Below are 15,482 nucleotides of genomic sequence, written 5' to 3' on the forward strand. Positions count from 1 at the left end.
TATCTCATTACAAAGTGACAGAGAGCCGCCACGCCAGCGCGGCCAGAGTGACAAACAGCACCGGCACAGTCATAACAATGCCGGTACGGAAGTAATATCCCCAGGTAATCTTTATATTTTTCTGGGCAAGCACATGCAGCCACAGCAGGGTTGCCAGACTGCCAATCGGGGTGATTTTCGGGCCTAAATCGCAGCCAATCACATTGGCATAAATCATTGCCTCTTTGACGACGCCGGTCGCCGTACTCCCGTCAATCGACAGCGCGCCAATCAGTACCGTCGGCATATTGTTCATCACTGATGAGAGAAATGCCGTCAGGAAGCCGGTGCCGAACGTCGCTGCCCATAACCCCTTGTCTTCCAGCAGATTCAGCACGCCAGACAGGTACTCCGTGAGCCCTGCATTGCGCAGGCCATAGACCACGAGGTACATGCCCAGCGAGAAAATAACGATCTGCCATGGCGCACCGCGCAGGACTTTCCCGGTGTTGATGGCATGGCCTCTTTTCGCCACCACAAACAGCACTGCTGCGCCAGCCGCCGCTATCGCACTGACCGGGATCCCCAGCGGTTCCAGAACAAAGAAACCGACAAGCAGCAATAACAGGACAATCCAGCCCGCCCTGAAGGTTGCCGGATCCTTGATCGCACTGGCAGGCGTCTTCAGCAGCGAAACGTCATACGTTGCCGGAATATCCCTGCGGAAGAAGAGATGCAGCATGATCAGCGTGGCCGCAATCGCTGCCGCATCCACGGGGATCATAACGGAGGCGTACTGCGTAAAGCCCAGACCGAAGAAGTCCGCCGAGACGATATTAACCAGGTTAGAAACAATGAGTGGCAGGCTGGCCGTATCTGCAATAAATCCTGCAGCCATGACAAAGGCCAGTGTCGTGCCCTGGCTGAACCCCAGTGCGAGCAGCATCGCAATCACAATCGGCGTCAGGATCAGCGCGGCGCCATCATTGGCAAACAACGCAGCGACAGCGGCACCGAGCAAGACTATCCAGGTGAACAGCAAGCGGCCACGTCCGTTACCCCAGCGGGAGACGTGCAGTGCGGCCCATTCAAAGAAGCCGGACTCATCGAGCAGCAGGCTGATGATGATGACCGCAATAAATGCCGCTGTCGCGTTCCAGACGATATTCCAGACAACGGGAATATCAGCGATATGGATGACACCGGTTCCCAGCGCCAGCACAGCCCCGATACTCGCGCTCCAGCCAATACTCAGGCCTCTGGGTTGCCAGATCACCAATACCAGCGTCAGCAAAAATATACTCCCTGCCAAAAGCATCTTAGACTCCGTTATATATGATTATGTAAATGTGTTTTTCTTTCTCAGCAGGAGGTGCAGGCTGATTTATCCAGCCATTCACGCACATCCTCCCGCATACACTGCCAGGACGTCATGATTGTCTCTGCTGCCCATGCCGGTATGTGGGGTGACAGACGATAGTGGATCCATTTGCCTTCCCGACGGTCAAGTACCAGCCCGGCCTCGCGCAGGATAGCCATATGTCGCGATATTTTGGGCTGCGATTCGGAGGTGGCCGCACAGATATCGCAGACGCACAGTTCTCCGGACTCCCGGAGAAGCATGACGATGGCGAGCCGGGTTTCATCCGACAGGATTTTGAAAAGCTGAACAGGTTGTAGCATTTTTCACTCCGTTCCCTTTAGAATACACATATGTTAAATCATATGTATTAATTTTGAAATCATCTGTTCTCTCCGGAGGAGACAAATGGAACAATTTCCTGCCCTGAATACTGAATGCTTTGATCAACACATTGCCGAACGCCTGCACCTGCAGGAGCCGCCACGGATTCTGATCCTGTATGGCTCAGTAAGGGAACGCTCCTACAGCCGCTTTGCCGCGGAGGAAGCCGGTCGCCTGCTGACGGCGATGGGCGCGGAGGTGAAACTCTTTAACCCCTCCGGTTTACCCCTCCCGGATGATGCGCCGGACACGCACCCTAAGGTCACCGAATTACGCGGCCTGGTCAGATGGTGTGACGGGATGGTGTGGAGCTCGCCGGAGCGGCATGGGGCAATGAGCGCGGTTATGAAGGCACAAATCGACTGGATCCCGTTAAGTGAAGGCGCGGTTCGCCCTTCGCAGGGAAAAACCCTTGCGGTAATGCAGGTTTGTGGCGGCTCGCAGTCTTTTAATGCCGTGAACCAGATGCGTATTCTTGGACGCTGGATGAGGATGTTCACTATCCCCAACCAATCATCAGTAGCCAAAGCATGGCAGGAATTCGATGAGAACGGACGTATGAAACCCTCTTCCTGGTATGACCGTATCGTCGACGTCACCGAGGAATTATTTAAGATCACCCTGCTCCTGAAAGGGCAGACTGATTATCTGGCTGACCGATACAGCGAACGTAAGGAAAGTCATCAGGCACTGTCCGCACGGGTAAATCAGGCCAAAATCTGACAGGGAGACATAGTAACCATGGTTGGCCTCTTCAGGATAACAGCCAGTGAGGCCGGCCATGCGCGTACTCTATGCACATCTTTTACATCTCGGGCGCATCTGCCCCGCATGGGGTTGTGATACAATTCCCGCTCCATTGGATTCGTAAGGGATAACAGTGAAAGGCGCACATAAAAATCTTTCCTTTAATGGAAAAAGCTACTGTATGAAGCACCTCGCGCCTTTGACGTTTATGGCAGAAATCGCCAATATCCCTGACCCCGTACAGATAACAATCAACTACAGCAATCATGTCTTTTCTGACCAGAAAGGAAACGGACCGGAAATTCCACCGGATCGATTTTTCTGTGCTGACAGATATGCTGCCAGTCTTAACCTGCCGCAGATGCTTTCAACAAATCTTCTGACCTCCTACGTTGTTCCCCATATCAATAAGGGAAACAATGAGATGTATCATTATATGGAGGTAAATGACTATGCGATCTTCTTTGACTTGCGTAAGGACAACGGTCACCCGAACGGCTTAAAGCTTTATGTTGTATCAGCTTATGAAGTCAATCAGTGGGGACGACACTCCATACCAAAGAGTAGGCCCATGAAATTTGCATATGTCGCACATCTGCGACTGAATGGACAGACGGTTTACACGTCCAGAAAAGCAAAAAGGCGCTGATATCAGCGCCTTTTCACCAGAGTAGATCATCGATGTTATCCACTCTTGTTGGGTTCCGGTCTGTGTCTTTGGATATCCCGCTCTTAGGCTGGGGGAGATTACTCTCCGACATCAATACCCCATCAACATACCAGTGTTGAGTGGTTCCGGTCAGTATCGATGCCTGAATAGTAATAAACCTGACGTTTACCTGCAAGGTCACTGCTATTCATAGCTATTCATTACTTTTCAGCGTTACGGGAATACGCGTTAATAGCCCACTATTCGCAACCAAAAGCCTCAGAAACAGTTTTTACTGTTGAAACACAATTGGCCTTATGCATAACGAAGAATCGCTCTCCGGGCTTCCTGTTGCGAATTAGAGGCATGTTTTCCTGCAAAAAAGATTTGTAAATTTTTTACGAGAAGCACTTTTTGCTCATTTTGAATGCTGTTCATTTCAGCCTGGCCGTGTCCGGAACATCAGAAACGCCCCGCAACAACAGGGCTGGTATCAATACTGCTGAGGGCCGTCCGGCCGCGTAACACCCTTGTTAACATCAGACCGCCCAGGTGAAATCAGGATAACGTGGCTAAAGCCGCAGCGGGTAGGTCTTCAGGCGGTATTCAACCGGGCTGAGGCCGTTAAATTTAAGACTGATTCGCCGCGTGTTGTAGTAACGAATGTAATCCTCAAGAACAACCTTCAGCTCATCAACATCGTTGAATTTACGGGTGTAGAAGCATTCTGATTTTAACGTCCCGAAAAAGCACTCAGCGCAGGCATTGTCCAGACAGTTTCCTTTGCGGGACATGCTTTGCAGAACCCCAAACTCCCGCAACTGATACTGATACCACCGATGCCGGTACTGCCAACCCTGATCTGAATGAAGTACTGGTCTGCTGTTGGCGTCCATTCTGGCAAATGCCTTAATCAACATGTCGTCAATCATCGGCATTGTGGGGCGTTCTGAGATACTGTAGGAAATGACTTCGTTATTAAAGAGATCGATGATCGGAGAAAGATAGAGTTTGCGGCCGTTGACGGCGAACTCGGTGACATCTGTGACCCATTTTTCGTTGGGCCGGCTGGCTTTGAAGTTACGTTGCAGGAGGTTGTCAGCAGCACACCCACGTTCGCCACGCCAGGAGGTATAGCGCTTTACTTTGATAGCGGCTTTAAGATCAAGAGCATTCATCAGGCGTTGAACCACTTTGTGGTTGATCAGTCCCCCTTCTCTTCTGAGCGCCAGCGTTACCCGTCGATAGCCATAGCGGCCCTGATTTTCATCATATATCTCGCTGATTCGACGATTTATTTCATCATATTTTCCCGGAGAGCGTAGTGCTTTAAGATGATAGTAAAACGTGCTCCTGGGTATACGGGCGGTACTCAGCAACTGATCAAGTGGGTAATGCTGCCTTAGTTCGTCAACAACACGAACCTTATCTCTTACCGAACTAAGGCTTTCAGCTTTTGAAGATAAAGTATCCGTAATTCAAGACGTTTGACCTTCCTTTCCAGTTCAAGAATTCGTTGCTCTTTTGATCGTTCCTCTGCGGCTTCAATAAGTTCAGGGTGTTCAGCCATGTAAGATACCCTTTTTGTGCCTACCTTGAGTGAGCGAAGCCCTTCTTCACCCTGCTCTTTGTACACTTTTAGCCATTTGGCGACAGATGACGCACCTGCAACATTGAATTTAGTCGCGGCCTGTGTCTGAGATATCTGACCGGATAGCACCGCTTTCACAGCTTCAATTCTGATTTCGGGATCGATTGATACGCCCTTATCTCTGGGCTTCAGACCTTCTTCTCCATAAACATCATAGGCTGCAACCCATATTCTTACCTGGGTTCTGGGAACGTTAAAGCGAGCTGATGTTAAGCGATAGCCTTCATCAGTAGCTAAATAGTGCATAACCACTTCGAGGCGCTGTTCAAAGGTGTACTTACGTCTTGACATGGGACTCTCCAATTTGAGAGTCCAACTAAATGGGCGCCGTGCATGGGTTAATGAAAATTAACTACGGGGCTTTCTGCTTTCTGCCACACAACACGGTAACAAACCACCTTCACGTCATGAGGCAAAAAGCCTCAAGCGCCATCGCCATTATATCCCGTCGTCGATCATCTGCCCAGGAATAACAGTCTGAAAACTGTATAAATCCTCATCGTTTTTCCGCGTCATTCAGTTCCTGAAATCCCCAGAGCCTCACGAATTTCAGCGGCTCGCTGTTTGCTTCCGGCGGCCACGCCGGCGTTATAGACAAGGCTGATTATCGCCTGCACTATCTCCCAGTCATCCCGCTCCAGCCGGGCATCGAGACGATACATGATCTTCCCGCTTTCAGCATGGCGGAACACGGTTCCGGGTTCTTTTTTGTCGAACCTGCGACTGATGATGTTCAATATCCCTCCCGGTTATCCGTACCTTCTGACCATTCACGGATCTGGTCTTCGAGCGCCTCAAGGTGCCTGTCTATACTCTCAGCCAGCTGCTCGCTTTCGGTTTCCAGCCAGCCACTCAGTCCGTCCCACTCGCAACACATTTCTTTCAGCTTTGCGGACATGGTACGGAGCTTATTTCGCTGGCTGCGGGCGACCTTCAGCTCCGTTTTACGGGGGTTATTTCTCATTCTGCCCCCTGCTGATAACGCAGCTTGTTCGGTATCTGCCAGCGTTCAGCGACCCGGATGTGCTCAGGTGTTTCCCGGACAATAAACGGGATTTGGTACATGACTGAATACAGCGGGTCGCCGCTCATGCGAAGCCAGTCAAGTTCCTTCAGCGACGCGAACCGCGTCTGCCAGTTCCAGAACGGTGTGGCCAGCTCTGCCGCGTCAAACTCGTCGCTCCACCGGGTATACCAGGTGCAGACGGTTTCCGGTGACTGAAAATTCAGATCGACTTTTGCCTGTTCCAGCAGGTTCTGGCGCAGTTTCCAGCGCTGTTCGTACTCACGGGACTGGCGGCGAAGCTGACGCGTGGTCTTATTGCCGGATCTGTGCAGCCGTCGACCCGTGCGGGTGTGCATGACTTCAGGGAATAGCTCGGCCTGAACGTCAATCGTGAGCGGCAGCGGGCAGGCTTCCCCTCCGGTGGCGATCATGGTGTTGAGTGCCTCCTCGACCTGTTTCAGGTTCGAATGGCGGTTGTTTGGTACCCAGTGCAGGCCAGGTATTTTATTGGCCACCGTGGCGTTGAGGCGACCGCTGCCCGTAAGAAGGCGCAGAAAGGTACGCACATACGGCATGGCGGGCAGTCGTGCGCCGCGTTCGCGGGCAGACTCAACATGGCTGATAGCCTGTATTGCTGCCTGACGGGCGGGCTTCAGGGAAACGAGCGCGTGTGAGGACGGGATCATGCTGTCACCTCCACATTCATCAGCTTCACCACGGTGCGGGCAGTGCAGTTAAAGCGGCGCATACCTGCCAGCTGCGCGATCAGCTGATTTATCCGGTCAGGCTGGAGCGTGTCGCTCTGGTAAAGGGTACGCACCACTTCACCGCCGGAGGAGAGCAGCACCAGAATCCAGTACGGCGAGACTTCGCCGGGGCTGCACACGCACAGATGCCAGTCATCACTGCCGTCCGCGCTGAAGCGGCACTGGACAGGGAAGAAGCCGCCGAACTCGCTGCGGAACTCGGCGCAGACGCACCATCCTTCAGGTGTGGACAGGAGGCCGGTCACGGCGTCGCTGAGTGCGCGGCGCGCGTCTTCGCCCTGCTGGCGGATAAACTCCAGGTCGGATGCGGTCAGGGTGTTAATTCGGTTCAGGTCATATTGCATGGTCATGTCTGTTCCCGCCGCCCGAAGGCGGCGGCCTCCGGTATTAAGCAGCGTGGTCAGTGGTGTCAGCGTCGGTTTCGGTGGCTTCTTCAGCCTCAGCGGCTGGCGCTGGGCGCACCATCCAGTCAGGCAGCCAGCCCTGAGCATTCAGATCCTGCTCGGCTGCCTTCGCCGCATCGCGGCGCTTGAGTTTCACAACTTCACCCGCACGGGCGCTGAGTCCGGCTTCTTCATAGGCTTTGCCAATCTGGGAAATCGTGAGCTTACCGAAGTAGCTCTCAGCATCCGGCTGCCACCATTTGCGCAGGTCAAAGTCCAGCGCCGCTTCCAGCCCGTCCAGTTCGCTTTTCTGCGTATGGTTATACATACGTTCCTGAATACCGTTGATACCGTGCGCTGCACAGAATCCCAGCAGGGTGTTCACCTGCTCTGCTGACCATGACAGCAGCCAGGTGAAATCGAGATGCCAGTTTTCGGGAAGCGTTGCCTGAAGCGCCTCTTTCTGTGCTTTGAGCGCCGTCAGCGCCTTCCCTTCCTCACCGGATGGAGCCAGTGATGCAAGGTGATACTGATTCGAGGACACGGAGGCTTTCAGCGGTTCATTGCGCTTGCCGTGGGTGCGGTCAAAGAGCGTAAGACATAGCGTCCACGTCAGGAGTGCCACCGATACATCAGGGCGACCCGCCAGTTCTGCCTGAACGGCGAGAGTGCGCTCCGCAGACATGGCCTTAACCAGCGTTGCCGGATAGGCGTCAGCGGGTATTTCAGGCGTGGTGTGTCTGATCACGTTGTTTTCACGTTCCTGACGCGCCTGTTCTTCTTCTGCCCGGTCTTCGTCGGTCAGCCTGCGGATACCAGGCTGAACCTGGAAATTGTCACCATCCCATGACACCCAGATACCGTGCGCGGCGCGAAATTCCGGCGTGGCTTCGCGATACTCCGCCTCGCAGTAAATGTCATCGATCTGCTGCTGAAGCTCGTATTCGTCATCGTAGTTTTCAGTAGCTTCCATTTGTTCTTCCAGCTCACTGACGCGCTTCTGTTCTTCTTCCGTCAGGACAGCTTTCGGCATGGCAAAACGGTACAGTTCACCGTCCTCACCGCTGGCGCGCAGTTCCGTCATGCGGAACTCAGCCCAGCCCCAGCCCTGCTCCTGCTTAACGCGAGCGGCGAGCACGGTAAGCTTGCCAGCCAGCAGGGATCTCACCAGCGCCGCATCGGCAAAGGTACTGTCCCTGTCGCTGAACAGATCGGCGGTCAGCGTACCGCCAGCGGCGGTATAGGCTTCCTCGCCCACATACTCAAACATCGGGTGGCTGATGGCCATCTTGTCGTCAGTCACCATTTTGCGAAGTGTATGGGGCATTGGCATACTGCCGTTCCACTGTGCCTTCGCTTCTTCCCAGACCTGTAGCTGCCGTTCATGAGTGTCGGCAAGGGTCATCACTTCACAATGCTCAAGGGTGATTTCATCCCGCGCCAGCGCATCCAGCAGGGAGGGGGCAAGATTAGCCAGCTTCAGGCAGCGCTGAACGTGGCGCGGGTGATAACCCATCAGTGCGCCGATCTGAGAAGCCGTTTTACCTTCCTGCTGAAGGGTACGAAAACCGATAATCTGCTCGGCGGGATGCATGTTTTTACGTCGACCGTTCTCGATCATCGAGGCCGCCACAGCCATCTCCACGGGCAGGACTTTCACCGGAACAAACGGCGTGTCTGCATCGAGAACACCGCGCATCACCAGAATGCCTGTGCCTCTGCGGCGACCTTCCCCGCCGACAATGCCGATCGTACCGTCCGGCAGTTCTGCACCGATCAGGTTTTGCAGGATGCCCATTGCCTGAATGCTGTCTGCCATCTCTTCCACTTCCCGATCGGTATGCGGAATGATGCGCGTGTTTAAGCCCGTGTGTGACAGGCGGGAGTACGGGAAGATTTGCACGGGCGTATCAGCGAGCAGCTGGACGAGCTTCTGTTCGGTAGACTGCGCGATTTTTTCCGCAGATTTTGTCTGACGGGTGGTCTTAGCTGGTTTTTTTGCCGTAGTATTGGTGGCGACCATGATTTTTACCTCTCAGTAATAGTTGTGGTTAGCCGTGGCCGGAGTGCGATCCGGTCACGGCACTCGGTTAACCGGTAATGCGTTTCGGGTGTGCTGCCAGTGCTCCAAAGGACGGATAGCCATCAAGAAGCTGCATCATGACTTTTGCCCCTTCCAGCATCGCTTTATCCGTTACGCTGCCGCTGTTTTCACAAACGTTGATCGTTGCCACGATCCCCGATTTCACATCTGAAAAACGCTCATACATGCGGTTGCTGAACAGGACTCGTTTGCCTCCTGCCATCACCTGCCAGTTGTTGCAGTCATTAAATCGGGTGTCCACGTTGTCAAACTCGACCACGTGGGTGTCGCTGGCCTGAATGCGCAGCAGCTTCACGATTTCGGTGCTCTGCCCGACCTTACGGGTCGCCGGACGGGTGTTAAGGTTCTGCATGTTTCCTCCTTCTCTGGGTTAGAGCCGGACATCCGGCCTCCGGTTAAAGCTGCACGTATTGCAGATTGCGTTTCAGTTCAAAAAGAAAATCCGGTTCAAACGACCAGGCGCGCCAGTTAAGCGTTCCGTTGGTGCGGATCTCCACCTGCACGTCGCCGTATCGGGACACATCGGACAGGGTGACGGTGACCCCCGCCTTCAGCGAAGTGGCCTGAGCCACCCACTCCCGTGCGACAGAAACAGGGTTTTGTTCTTCCCCCATCTTCCTGGAAGATTCTTGAGCGGCGGTTTTGACGTTGACGTTTCGTGTGTGCATCCTGGTTCTCTCCTGTGGTGATGGTTGTCCATCTCCCTGGTGAGTTCTCTCGCGGCAAAGGGCAAAAGGAGCAACGGCGAAGGGAGGAAGGAAAGGGGCGGAGACGAAAGTTTTTGCGCCCCGCAAAAAGTTTTGGCGGAGTGCATTTCACCCCTTGGATGACGACCCGACGGTGCTACAAGCAGCCCTCCGCGTGAGGACGCACGGGGGATGGCTTCACCGGGGGAACAGGATGCACACACCCGACACGTCGGAACGGCGTGGCGCCATTAAAGCGACGGCATCAGCCGGCGCGGTGAAGGCGTTCCGGACGGCACGGCCGGAGAAGCCGCAGCCCTTGACCTTCGCCATCAGACCCTAGCGTCAGCCCGAAACCCGGAGGGGTTCGGCGGAGCCCGGCGGGTGCGCAGCGGCCGCCCTGGCGGAGTGGGGCTCGACGACCGGACAGCAGCGCTGGCCGGGAGCCGAAGGGGGCCAGAAGTGGGATTCAGGTGTTTTCAGAGAATTTGCTGATCGGGTTCAGGACGTCCCCAACCGGAGACGTCTTTTTTTTGAGTCGGATATATGGCAGGTGAAAAAAGGCAGCGATTGTGCAATTATCTGTGCCGAAAACATCTGATGGGTTTTCACTTACAACGAATATGACACATTTCAGGACACCCCTCCCCGGAAGGTGTCCTTTTTTTTTAGCGCCCCTTCACGTGGTCGATAGCGAACTGCAGCGTGTCCCAGTTAAAACCGATGCCTGCATCGTGGCTGTGGTCGCAGATACGCATGGCTTCTGCAATTTCCTCCTCCGACAGACTGCCATCGAGGGACAGAAAATCATCTTCCAGCCAGAACGTCCCCATACACAGTGCATCCGGTGGGTACTGCTTCAGCCTGGCGATGAGCCCTGCCACCGTCACATCATCACGACATGCAGGACGCGACGGCAGGGCGCGATCAGCGATGTCGTTCCAGCACCAGTCATCGCACTCCGGTACGGGTTCCAGCAGGGTCTGTAATTCCACGCCCGGCAGCAGGGAGAGCTGCTCCAGAACCTCCCCCAGAGAAAGTCGCTCTCCGCTGGCATCTTCACTCCCCAGGTAATGGTGATTGATATAGACGGCAAACTCGCCGTTATCGAGTTCAATACAGGTCAGTCTGAACATGGTTGTGTCCTCAGCATCCGGCACCCTCTTGCGCCGTGCCGCCACAAAAACACGGCGTAAAGCGGAGGACGCCAGGGCGACGCCGAAGCCGCAGCGCAAGCCCTTCACGGGCTGAATGCACCGTGCAGGGCGCGAACGGGTGAGGACGGAGACAACGTGAACCCTTGCGACCGCAGCGGCCGGGTTAGCGTGAAGGCACGGCGGGTAATTTTTTACGGGAGATGTAAAGCGGAGGAAAAATTTCACATTAAATTAAAATGTGATTTACATCACAAAACAATACATTATAATCGCCGAAAAATTAAGCGTTTAGTTTTGACGGCAGGGATGAGATGTCACCCTGCCGTTTTTTTCTGAAGTGTACGGGACCGGATTTAACGCGCAGGAGCTGCACCAATACGTCTCAGCGCATCCTCTACTTCACGCAGCCCAAAAATATCTTCCGGCGGCTGCTCTTTTCCGGACAGGCTACATACCGTAAAGACGGCATTTGATGCGGATAATCTCTCGCGGAACAACGCCTGCAGTGCCACAACGACCAGCGTACGTTCGTCTCCTGTCAGTTCTTCAAGCAGCATACTGTTTCCTTCAGGTTAATGTTCATATTCATCCCCGCCCCTCTGGTTTTTTCTTGTCAAACGCCAAGAGAACCCCGAGGCCGATCAGTGAGGCATAGCAGACCTGCATCGCGATTGTCACCGGCAGTGAGATGTTATCAACCAGAACGCCAGGAACCACGACGGCCACGCCTGCCAGTATCATTCCCCTGCCGGTCTTTTTGACCCGTTCCGGCCACTGAGATTCAGGCACGTTCCGGGCGCGCAGAAAGTTATGAATGCACTGCACTGCTTTTTGTTTAATCACTGACATGCTCTAGTCTCCGAATGCCCGGCGCATATTTTTCTTTATGCTGGTCGCTTCAGCGGATACCGGTGCGGCAGGCTCCGCTGGTTTCTCCGGCACTGCAGCCATACTCACGTCAGCCGTACCAGCCATCTGCTGAACCAGAACCTGCAGCTCGCTGACCGTGCCGGGCGGTACCGGCATACTGGCCAGCAGACGCGGCAGCTCCGGTGCGGTCGTATGCAGGGCCAGACCGGTGATAATCAGGTTTCTCAGCAGCTCTCCGCGCAGGCGGGATGACACGCCCGTCAGCACACGCTCAACCCGTTCACTGCTCCGGTCATCCTGAAGCGTCAGGGTGTAACGCCGGCGCTGGTATTCCGTCTCCGGTGACATGGCCAGAGCAGCCACGCCACCATCAGGCTCATCAGGAAGTCCTGAGAGTGAAGACCAGGTGCCGGATACCAGGGCCATCACGGCACAAAGCCGGATGGCACTCAGATGTCCGTCAAAGAACACCGGGATCAGCGCCGGTAAACGGGCATCCGTCTGGTACATCACCGCCCCGGCGGTGGCGGCGGTCCGGATGAAGTCACCGCGCAGGGGCTGTGAGATGGTGCTGATGGTCGCCATCGCCGTGATGTCGGTGCGATCGTCGCTGTGCAGATAGAAAGAATACTGGCCGTCCGGCACGTTTAGTCCTCTTTATTGTAAAGGGCAATCTCTCTGGCCAGCGCCAGCTGCGGATCGCCGATAACCTCGATACGGTCAGGAGCCAGAGTCCAGGCCTGACGGATAGCCTCTTCAATGAGGGATGCCCCTCCCCCGACCAGGAATACCCGGTTAACGCTCCTGAAGACCGTCAGCTCACTGGTGACACGCGCGCCCAGGGAAGTGATTGCCTCTGTAATTTTGTTCAGAACATCGTCAATTTTTCCGGCATCGTTGATCACTCGCTGCAGATACTGACGATCATTGCGGTTGCGGATGACCGTGTCAGCAATAAGCGCGCTGGTTTCGCTGTCTGCAGCCCGCAGCGCGCCTGCAGCTGCGCGGGTGACCTGTGACACGCCGACAGACGGATTGCCGTGTACCGCACTGATATCATCAAACTGTCCGACAATCACGCCGGCATCGAGCGTGGTTCCGCCGAGATCGATAATCAGGGTGGTCTCAGCGGGTCCGGGCTTCAGCTCCGCGAGACGGGAGAACGCCGCCGGCAGTGATTCAGGCATCACCTTCACGTCCGTTACGGTAAATGCCCTGCCCTTATTCAGAACCAGCTCACGCATCAGGTTTTCTCGTTTGCGTCGGATGTTCTCCTCGTTCCGCTGGCAGTCCCCGTCATAATACTCGCTCAGGGGCAGCGTCACGGTCAGGCTCACCGGCTGCGGCTCAAGTCCGCTGTTCAGCAGGGCATGATGCACGGCCAGCAGGTTGAGATCACCGTACTGGTATTCCACGTTTGTTGTCGGGATGGCATCCCGGCTGACGCTGTCCCAGGTGTATTTCAGCGTGCCCACCTGATAGTTGAACGTTGCGGCACTGAATTCCGCCACTTTCCAGCCATGCCGGAAGGAGTTAGCTGAAACCCGGGTCTGCAGCTCGTTTCCTTCAAACCATGCCAGCTTAACATTAGTTGAACCATCATCGCAGTAAATATTCATCATTATGCTCCGTCAATTAAACTCAATTTGATACATATTATAAGAGCAAAATGGCAAAATAAAAGCCATGATTCTCATTATGAGTAATTTAAATGTCCCATAATGATATTAAATAGCATTTTGAGTAACTTAGGTTACTCACCCTGTTCATGAAGCAGGTGATCTGGATTATCCTCACGCTGTTAAATATACTGTATGCATATCCAGTATATTTAGACGTCAGGAGGAAAGATGAAACTGCAGCTTTTCAGCACCGGGAAAGCACTCCCGCCACAGGCCCATCCGTTGTTTGCAGACCTGGCCAGCTGCGGTTTTCCGAGCCCTGCCGCTGACTATGTCGAGTCCGACCTGGATCTCCATGATTACTGCATACGGCACCCGAGCGCGACTTACTATCTCCGTGCCAGCGGTGACAGTATGTCCGACGGCAGCCTTTACAATGGCGATCTGCTGGTTGTGGACAGTGCAGAGAAGCCCCGGCACGGCGATATTGTTGTGGCCAGTGTGCAGGGGGAGTTTACGGTTAAACGGCTTCTGCTGACGCCACGACTGACGCTGCAGCCAATGAACGCCGCCTGGCCGCCGATTTATCCCGACCCGGACGATCTGGATATCTTTGGCGTCGTCACGCACATCATCCACCGCCCGAGGGAGATGTACTGATGTTTGCCCTGGCCGATGTGAACAGCTTTTATGCCAGCTGCGAACGTGTTTTCCGCCCGGATTTGAAAGGAAAGCCGGTTGTGGTGCTCAGTAATAACGATGGCTGCGTTATCGCAAGAAGTGCCGAGGCAAAGCCCTGGATCAAAATGGGCACGCCGTGGTTTCAGATGAAAAACGAAACGTATCCGGAAAAAATATACGCGTTCTCAAGCAACTATGAACTTTATGCCTCGATGTCAGCGCGCGTGATGAGCTGCCTGGAGGAGCTGGCCCCAAGGGTGGAACAGTATTCGATTGACGAGATGTTCCTCGACCTGACCGGCGTTGAGCACTGCATGGACCTGGAGGACTTCGGCCGGCAGCTGCGCCAGCACGTGTATGACTGTACCCGTCTGACCATCGGCGTGGGTGCCGGGCCGACGAAAACCCTGGCAAAATCAGCCCAGTGGGCCTCAAAGGAGTGGAAACAGTTTCGTGGTGTGCTCGCCCTGACCAGGGGGAATCCTCAGCGAACGCGGAAACTGCTTTCACTGCAGCCGGTCGAAGAGATCTGGGGCGTGGGAAACCGTATTGCACGCAAACTTAATGTACTGGGTATCAGGACCGCGCTCGATCTGGCCCTGACGAACCCGGCCTTTATACGCAAAAATTTCTCCGTCGTTCTCGAGCGAACAGTACGCGAACTGAACGGGGAAAGCTGCATGTCGCTTGAGGAAGCACCACCGACGAAACAGCAGATCGTCTGCAGCCGCAGCTTTGGAGAGAAAATCACGGAGTACGATTCGCTCCGCCAGGCTGTCTGTCAGTACGCAGAGCGGGCTTCTGAAAAGCTGCGGAAAGAGCGCCAGTACTGCCGGCATATTTCCGTTTTCATCAAAACGTCTCCGTTCGCCGTTAAAGAGCCTTACTACGGCAACGTGGCCACGGAGAAACTGCTTACACCCACTCAGGACACCCGGGACATTATTGCGGCCGCCACAACGGCTCTGGAGCGTATCTGGAAGGATGGGCACCTGTATGCCAAAGCCGGTGTGATGCTGAATGACTTCACCGGCTCCGGCGTTTCGCAGCTGCAGCTGTTCGACGAACGTCCGCCACGTCCTCACAGCTCTGAGCTGATGAAGGTTCTCGATGGCATTAATCATTCCGGTCTGGGACAGATCTGGTTTGCCGGGCGAGGGATAGCGCCATCATGGCAAATGAAACGCGATATGCTCTCCCCTGCGTACACCACCCGCTGGAAAGATATTCCCGTTGCGAGGATCAGATAAATTCTGCTTTTCTGAGAGAGCCAGTAGTGCTCGCCGCAGCCGAACGACAGGGCGAAGCCCGCGAGTGAGCGAGGAAGCACCAGGGAACAAAACGAACATAATCTTCTTACGCACCTAATACAGGAATCACAGTAACAATCTCAAAATCTGTATTGTGATAGAAACAGCTGAATAGAGTGGGACCAT

General features: G+C 54.6%; 19 protein-coding genes. 4 read left to right on the plus strand and 15 right to left on the minus strand.

Translation table 11 applies throughout. The features are described from left to right. Positions 1-7 precede the first annotated feature (7 nt). Both SK51_RS22780 and SK51_RS22785 read right to left on the minus strand, forming a co-directional pair. The gene (locus tag SK51_RS22780; protein ID WP_032664847.1) at positions 8-1,297 is read right to left on the minus strand and encodes an arsenic transporter; all 1,290 of its coding nucleotides are present in this window, start codon (positions 1,295-1,297) and stop codon (positions 8-10) included. A 44-nt stretch (positions 1,298-1,341) separates the two neighbouring features. Further along, the gene (locus SK51_RS22785) at positions 1,342-1,662 is read right to left on the minus strand and encodes a transcriptional regulator (RefSeq protein WP_032664848.1); all 321 of its coding nucleotides are present in this window, start codon (positions 1,660-1,662) and stop codon (positions 1,342-1,344) included. An 85-nt stretch (positions 1,663-1,747) separates the two neighbouring features. On the opposite strand from SK51_RS22785, the gene arsH reads away from it, so the two are divergent. Then, positions 1,748-2,446 (plus strand): arsenical resistance protein ArsH, encoded by a 699-nt coding sequence (arsH, locus tag SK51_RS22790; RefSeq protein ID WP_015572073.1) that lies wholly within the window; start codon positions 1,748-1,750, stop codon positions 2,444-2,446. A 157-nt stretch (positions 2,447-2,603) separates the two neighbouring features. Beyond that, positions 2,604-3,119 carry a hypothetical protein gene (locus tag SK51_RS22795; RefSeq protein ID WP_032664851.1) on the plus strand — a complete coding sequence of 172 codons (516 nt, stop codon included), beginning with the start codon at positions 2,604-2,606 and terminating at the stop codon, positions 3,117-3,119. A 572-nt stretch (positions 3,120-3,691) separates the two neighbouring features. Here SK51_RS22795 and SK51_RS25095 read toward each other — a convergent pair. The 13 genes from SK51_RS25095 to parM form a co-directional block, all read right to left on the minus strand. Next, a protein-coding gene (locus tag SK51_RS25095) for an IS3 family transposase (protein WP_100247355.1) occupies positions 3,692-5,061 on the minus strand; the annotation gives its coding sequence in 2 pieces (ribosomal slippage) (positions 3,692-4,578 and positions 4,578-5,061; 1,371 coding nt in all). A 221-nt stretch (positions 5,062-5,282) separates the two neighbouring features. Beyond that, on the minus strand, positions 5,283-5,507 hold the full coding sequence (locus SK51_RS22815) for a hypothetical protein (protein WP_004146150.1): 225 nt from the start codon (positions 5,505-5,507) through the stop codon (positions 5,283-5,285). Beyond that, positions 5,504-5,734 (minus strand): hypothetical protein, encoded by a 231-nt coding sequence (locus SK51_RS22820; RefSeq protein ID WP_015572068.1) that lies wholly within the window; start codon positions 5,732-5,734, stop codon positions 5,504-5,506. The genes SK51_RS22815 and SK51_RS22820 overlap by 4 nt, the downstream gene beginning before the upstream one ends. Continuing rightward, the gene (locus SK51_RS22825; protein WP_015572067.1) at positions 5,731-6,462 is read right to left on the minus strand and encodes a plasmid SOS inhibition protein A; all 732 of its coding nucleotides are present in this window, start codon (positions 6,460-6,462) and stop codon (positions 5,731-5,733) included. Before SK51_RS22825 ends, SK51_RS22820 begins: the two co-directional genes overlap by 4 nt. After that, the gene (gene psiB, locus SK51_RS22830; protein WP_015572066.1) at positions 6,459-6,893 is read right to left on the minus strand and encodes a conjugation system SOS inhibitor PsiB; all 435 of its coding nucleotides are present in this window, start codon (positions 6,891-6,893) and stop codon (positions 6,459-6,461) included. Before psiB ends, SK51_RS22825 begins: the two co-directional genes overlap by 4 nt. Positions 6,894-6,930: 37 nt before the next feature. Continuing rightward, positions 6,931-8,949, minus strand: coding sequence for a ParB/RepB/Spo0J family partition protein (locus tag SK51_RS22835; RefSeq protein WP_015572065.1), 2,019 nt, complete (start codon positions 8,947-8,949; stop codon positions 6,931-6,933). A gap of 67 nt (positions 8,950-9,016) precedes the next feature. Further along, positions 9,017-9,382 (minus strand): hypothetical protein, encoded by a 366-nt coding sequence (locus SK51_RS22840; RefSeq protein WP_015572064.1) that lies wholly within the window; start codon positions 9,380-9,382, stop codon positions 9,017-9,019. Positions 9,383-9,425: 43 nt separating this feature from the next. Next, a complete protein-coding gene (locus tag SK51_RS22845) occupies positions 9,426-9,698 on the minus strand; it encodes a hypothetical protein (protein ID WP_023337954.1) in 273 nt (90 codons plus the stop codon). 686 nt (positions 9,699-10,384) lie between these two features. Beyond that, on the minus strand, positions 10,385-10,852 hold the full coding sequence (locus SK51_RS24740) for a hypothetical protein (RefSeq protein WP_048207278.1): 468 nt from the start codon (positions 10,850-10,852) through the stop codon (positions 10,385-10,387). Between the two features lie 374 nt (positions 10,853-11,226). Beyond that, positions 11,227-11,430: a hypothetical protein gene (locus SK51_RS22865; RefSeq protein ID WP_015572059.1), complete on the minus strand. Its 204-nt coding sequence runs from the start codon at positions 11,428-11,430 to the stop codon at positions 11,227-11,229. A 28-nt stretch (positions 11,431-11,458) separates the two neighbouring features. Next, positions 11,459-11,722 (minus strand): hypothetical protein, encoded by a 264-nt coding sequence (locus SK51_RS22870; protein WP_015572058.1) that lies wholly within the window; start codon positions 11,720-11,722, stop codon positions 11,459-11,461. 3 nt (positions 11,723-11,725) lie between these two features. Beyond that, positions 11,726-12,388 (minus strand): plasmid partitioning/stability family protein, encoded by a 663-nt coding sequence (locus tag SK51_RS22875; RefSeq protein ID WP_032664819.1) that lies wholly within the window; start codon positions 12,386-12,388, stop codon positions 11,726-11,728. Positions 12,389-12,390: 2 nt separating this feature from the next. Further along, positions 12,391-13,362: a plasmid segregation protein ParM domain-containing protein gene (parM, locus tag SK51_RS22880; protein WP_082193735.1), complete on the minus strand. Its 972-nt coding sequence runs from the start codon at positions 13,360-13,362 to the stop codon at positions 12,391-12,393. A 231-nt stretch (positions 13,363-13,593) separates the two neighbouring features. Between parM and umuD the strand changes: the two genes are divergently transcribed. Together umuD and SK51_RS22890 are read left to right on the plus strand one after the other, a co-directional pair. Continuing rightward, entirely contained in the window at positions 13,594-14,025 is a 432-nt protein-coding gene (gene umuD / locus SK51_RS22885; RefSeq protein WP_013087136.1) for a translesion error-prone DNA polymerase V autoproteolytic subunit, read from the plus strand. Beyond that, positions 14,025-15,296 carry a Y-family DNA polymerase gene (locus SK51_RS22890; RefSeq protein ID WP_015572056.1) on the plus strand — a complete coding sequence of 424 codons (1,272 nt, stop codon included), beginning with the start codon at positions 14,025-14,027 and terminating at the stop codon, positions 15,294-15,296. Before umuD ends, SK51_RS22890 begins: the two co-directional genes overlap by 1 nt. Positions 15,297-15,482 lie beyond the last annotated feature (186 nt).

This window comes from Enterobacter sp. MGH85, assembly GCF_001037655.1.
GTDB classification, from domain to species: Bacteria; Pseudomonadota; Gammaproteobacteria; order Enterobacterales; family Enterobacteriaceae; genus Enterobacter; species Enterobacter intestinihominis.

Excerpts from the sequence above, each read along its gene's own strand:
- SK51_RS22780 (WP_032664847.1), bottom strand. The coding sequence starts at position 1,297 with ATGCTTTTGGCAGGGAGTATATTTTTGCTGACGCTGGTATTGGTGATC.
- SK51_RS22840 (WP_015572064.1), bottom strand. The coding sequence starts at position 9,382 with ATGCAGAACCTTAACACCCGTCCGGCGACCCGTAAGGTCGGGCAGAGC.
- SK51_RS22870 (WP_015572058.1), bottom strand. The coding sequence starts at position 11,722 with ATGTCAGTGATTAAACAAAAAGCAGTGCAGTGCATTCATAACTTTCTG.
- parM (WP_082193735.1), bottom strand. The coding sequence starts at position 13,362 with ATGAATATTTACTGCGATGATGGTTCAACTAATGTTAAGCTGGCATGG.
- SK51_RS22820 (WP_015572068.1), bottom strand. The coding sequence starts at position 5,734 with ATGAGAAATAACCCCCGTAAAACGGAGCTGAAGGTCGCCCGCAGCCAG.
- SK51_RS22825 (WP_015572067.1), bottom strand. The coding sequence starts at position 6,462 with ATGATCCCGTCCTCACACGCGCTCGTTTCCCTGAAGCCCGCCCGTCAG.
- SK51_RS22865 (WP_015572059.1), bottom strand. The coding sequence starts at position 11,430 with ATGCTGCTTGAAGAACTGACAGGAGACGAACGTACGCTGGTCGTTGTG.
- SK51_RS22785 (WP_032664848.1), bottom strand. The coding sequence starts at position 1,662 with ATGCTACAACCTGTTCAGCTTTTCAAAATCCTGTCGGATGAAACCCGG.
- SK51_RS22890 (WP_015572056.1), top strand. The coding sequence starts at position 14,025 with ATGTTTGCCCTGGCCGATGTGAACAGCTTTTATGCCAGCTGCGAACGT.
- psiB (WP_015572066.1), bottom strand. The coding sequence starts at position 6,893 with ATGACCATGCAATATGACCTGAACCGAATTAACACCCTGACCGCATCC.
- SK51_RS22845 (WP_023337954.1), bottom strand. The coding sequence starts at position 9,698 with ATGCACACACGAAACGTCAACGTCAAAACCGCCGCTCAAGAATCTTCC.
- arsH (WP_015572073.1), top strand. The coding sequence starts at position 1,748 with ATGGAACAATTTCCTGCCCTGAATACTGAATGCTTTGATCAACACATT.
- SK51_RS22835 (WP_015572065.1), bottom strand. The coding sequence starts at position 8,949 with ATGGTCGCCACCAATACTACGGCAAAAAAACCAGCTAAGACCACCCGT.
- SK51_RS24740 (WP_048207278.1), bottom strand. The coding sequence starts at position 10,852 with ATGTTCAGACTGACCTGTATTGAACTCGATAACGGCGAGTTTGCCGTC.
- umuD (WP_013087136.1), top strand. The coding sequence starts at position 13,594 with ATGAAACTGCAGCTTTTCAGCACCGGGAAAGCACTCCCGCCACAGGCC.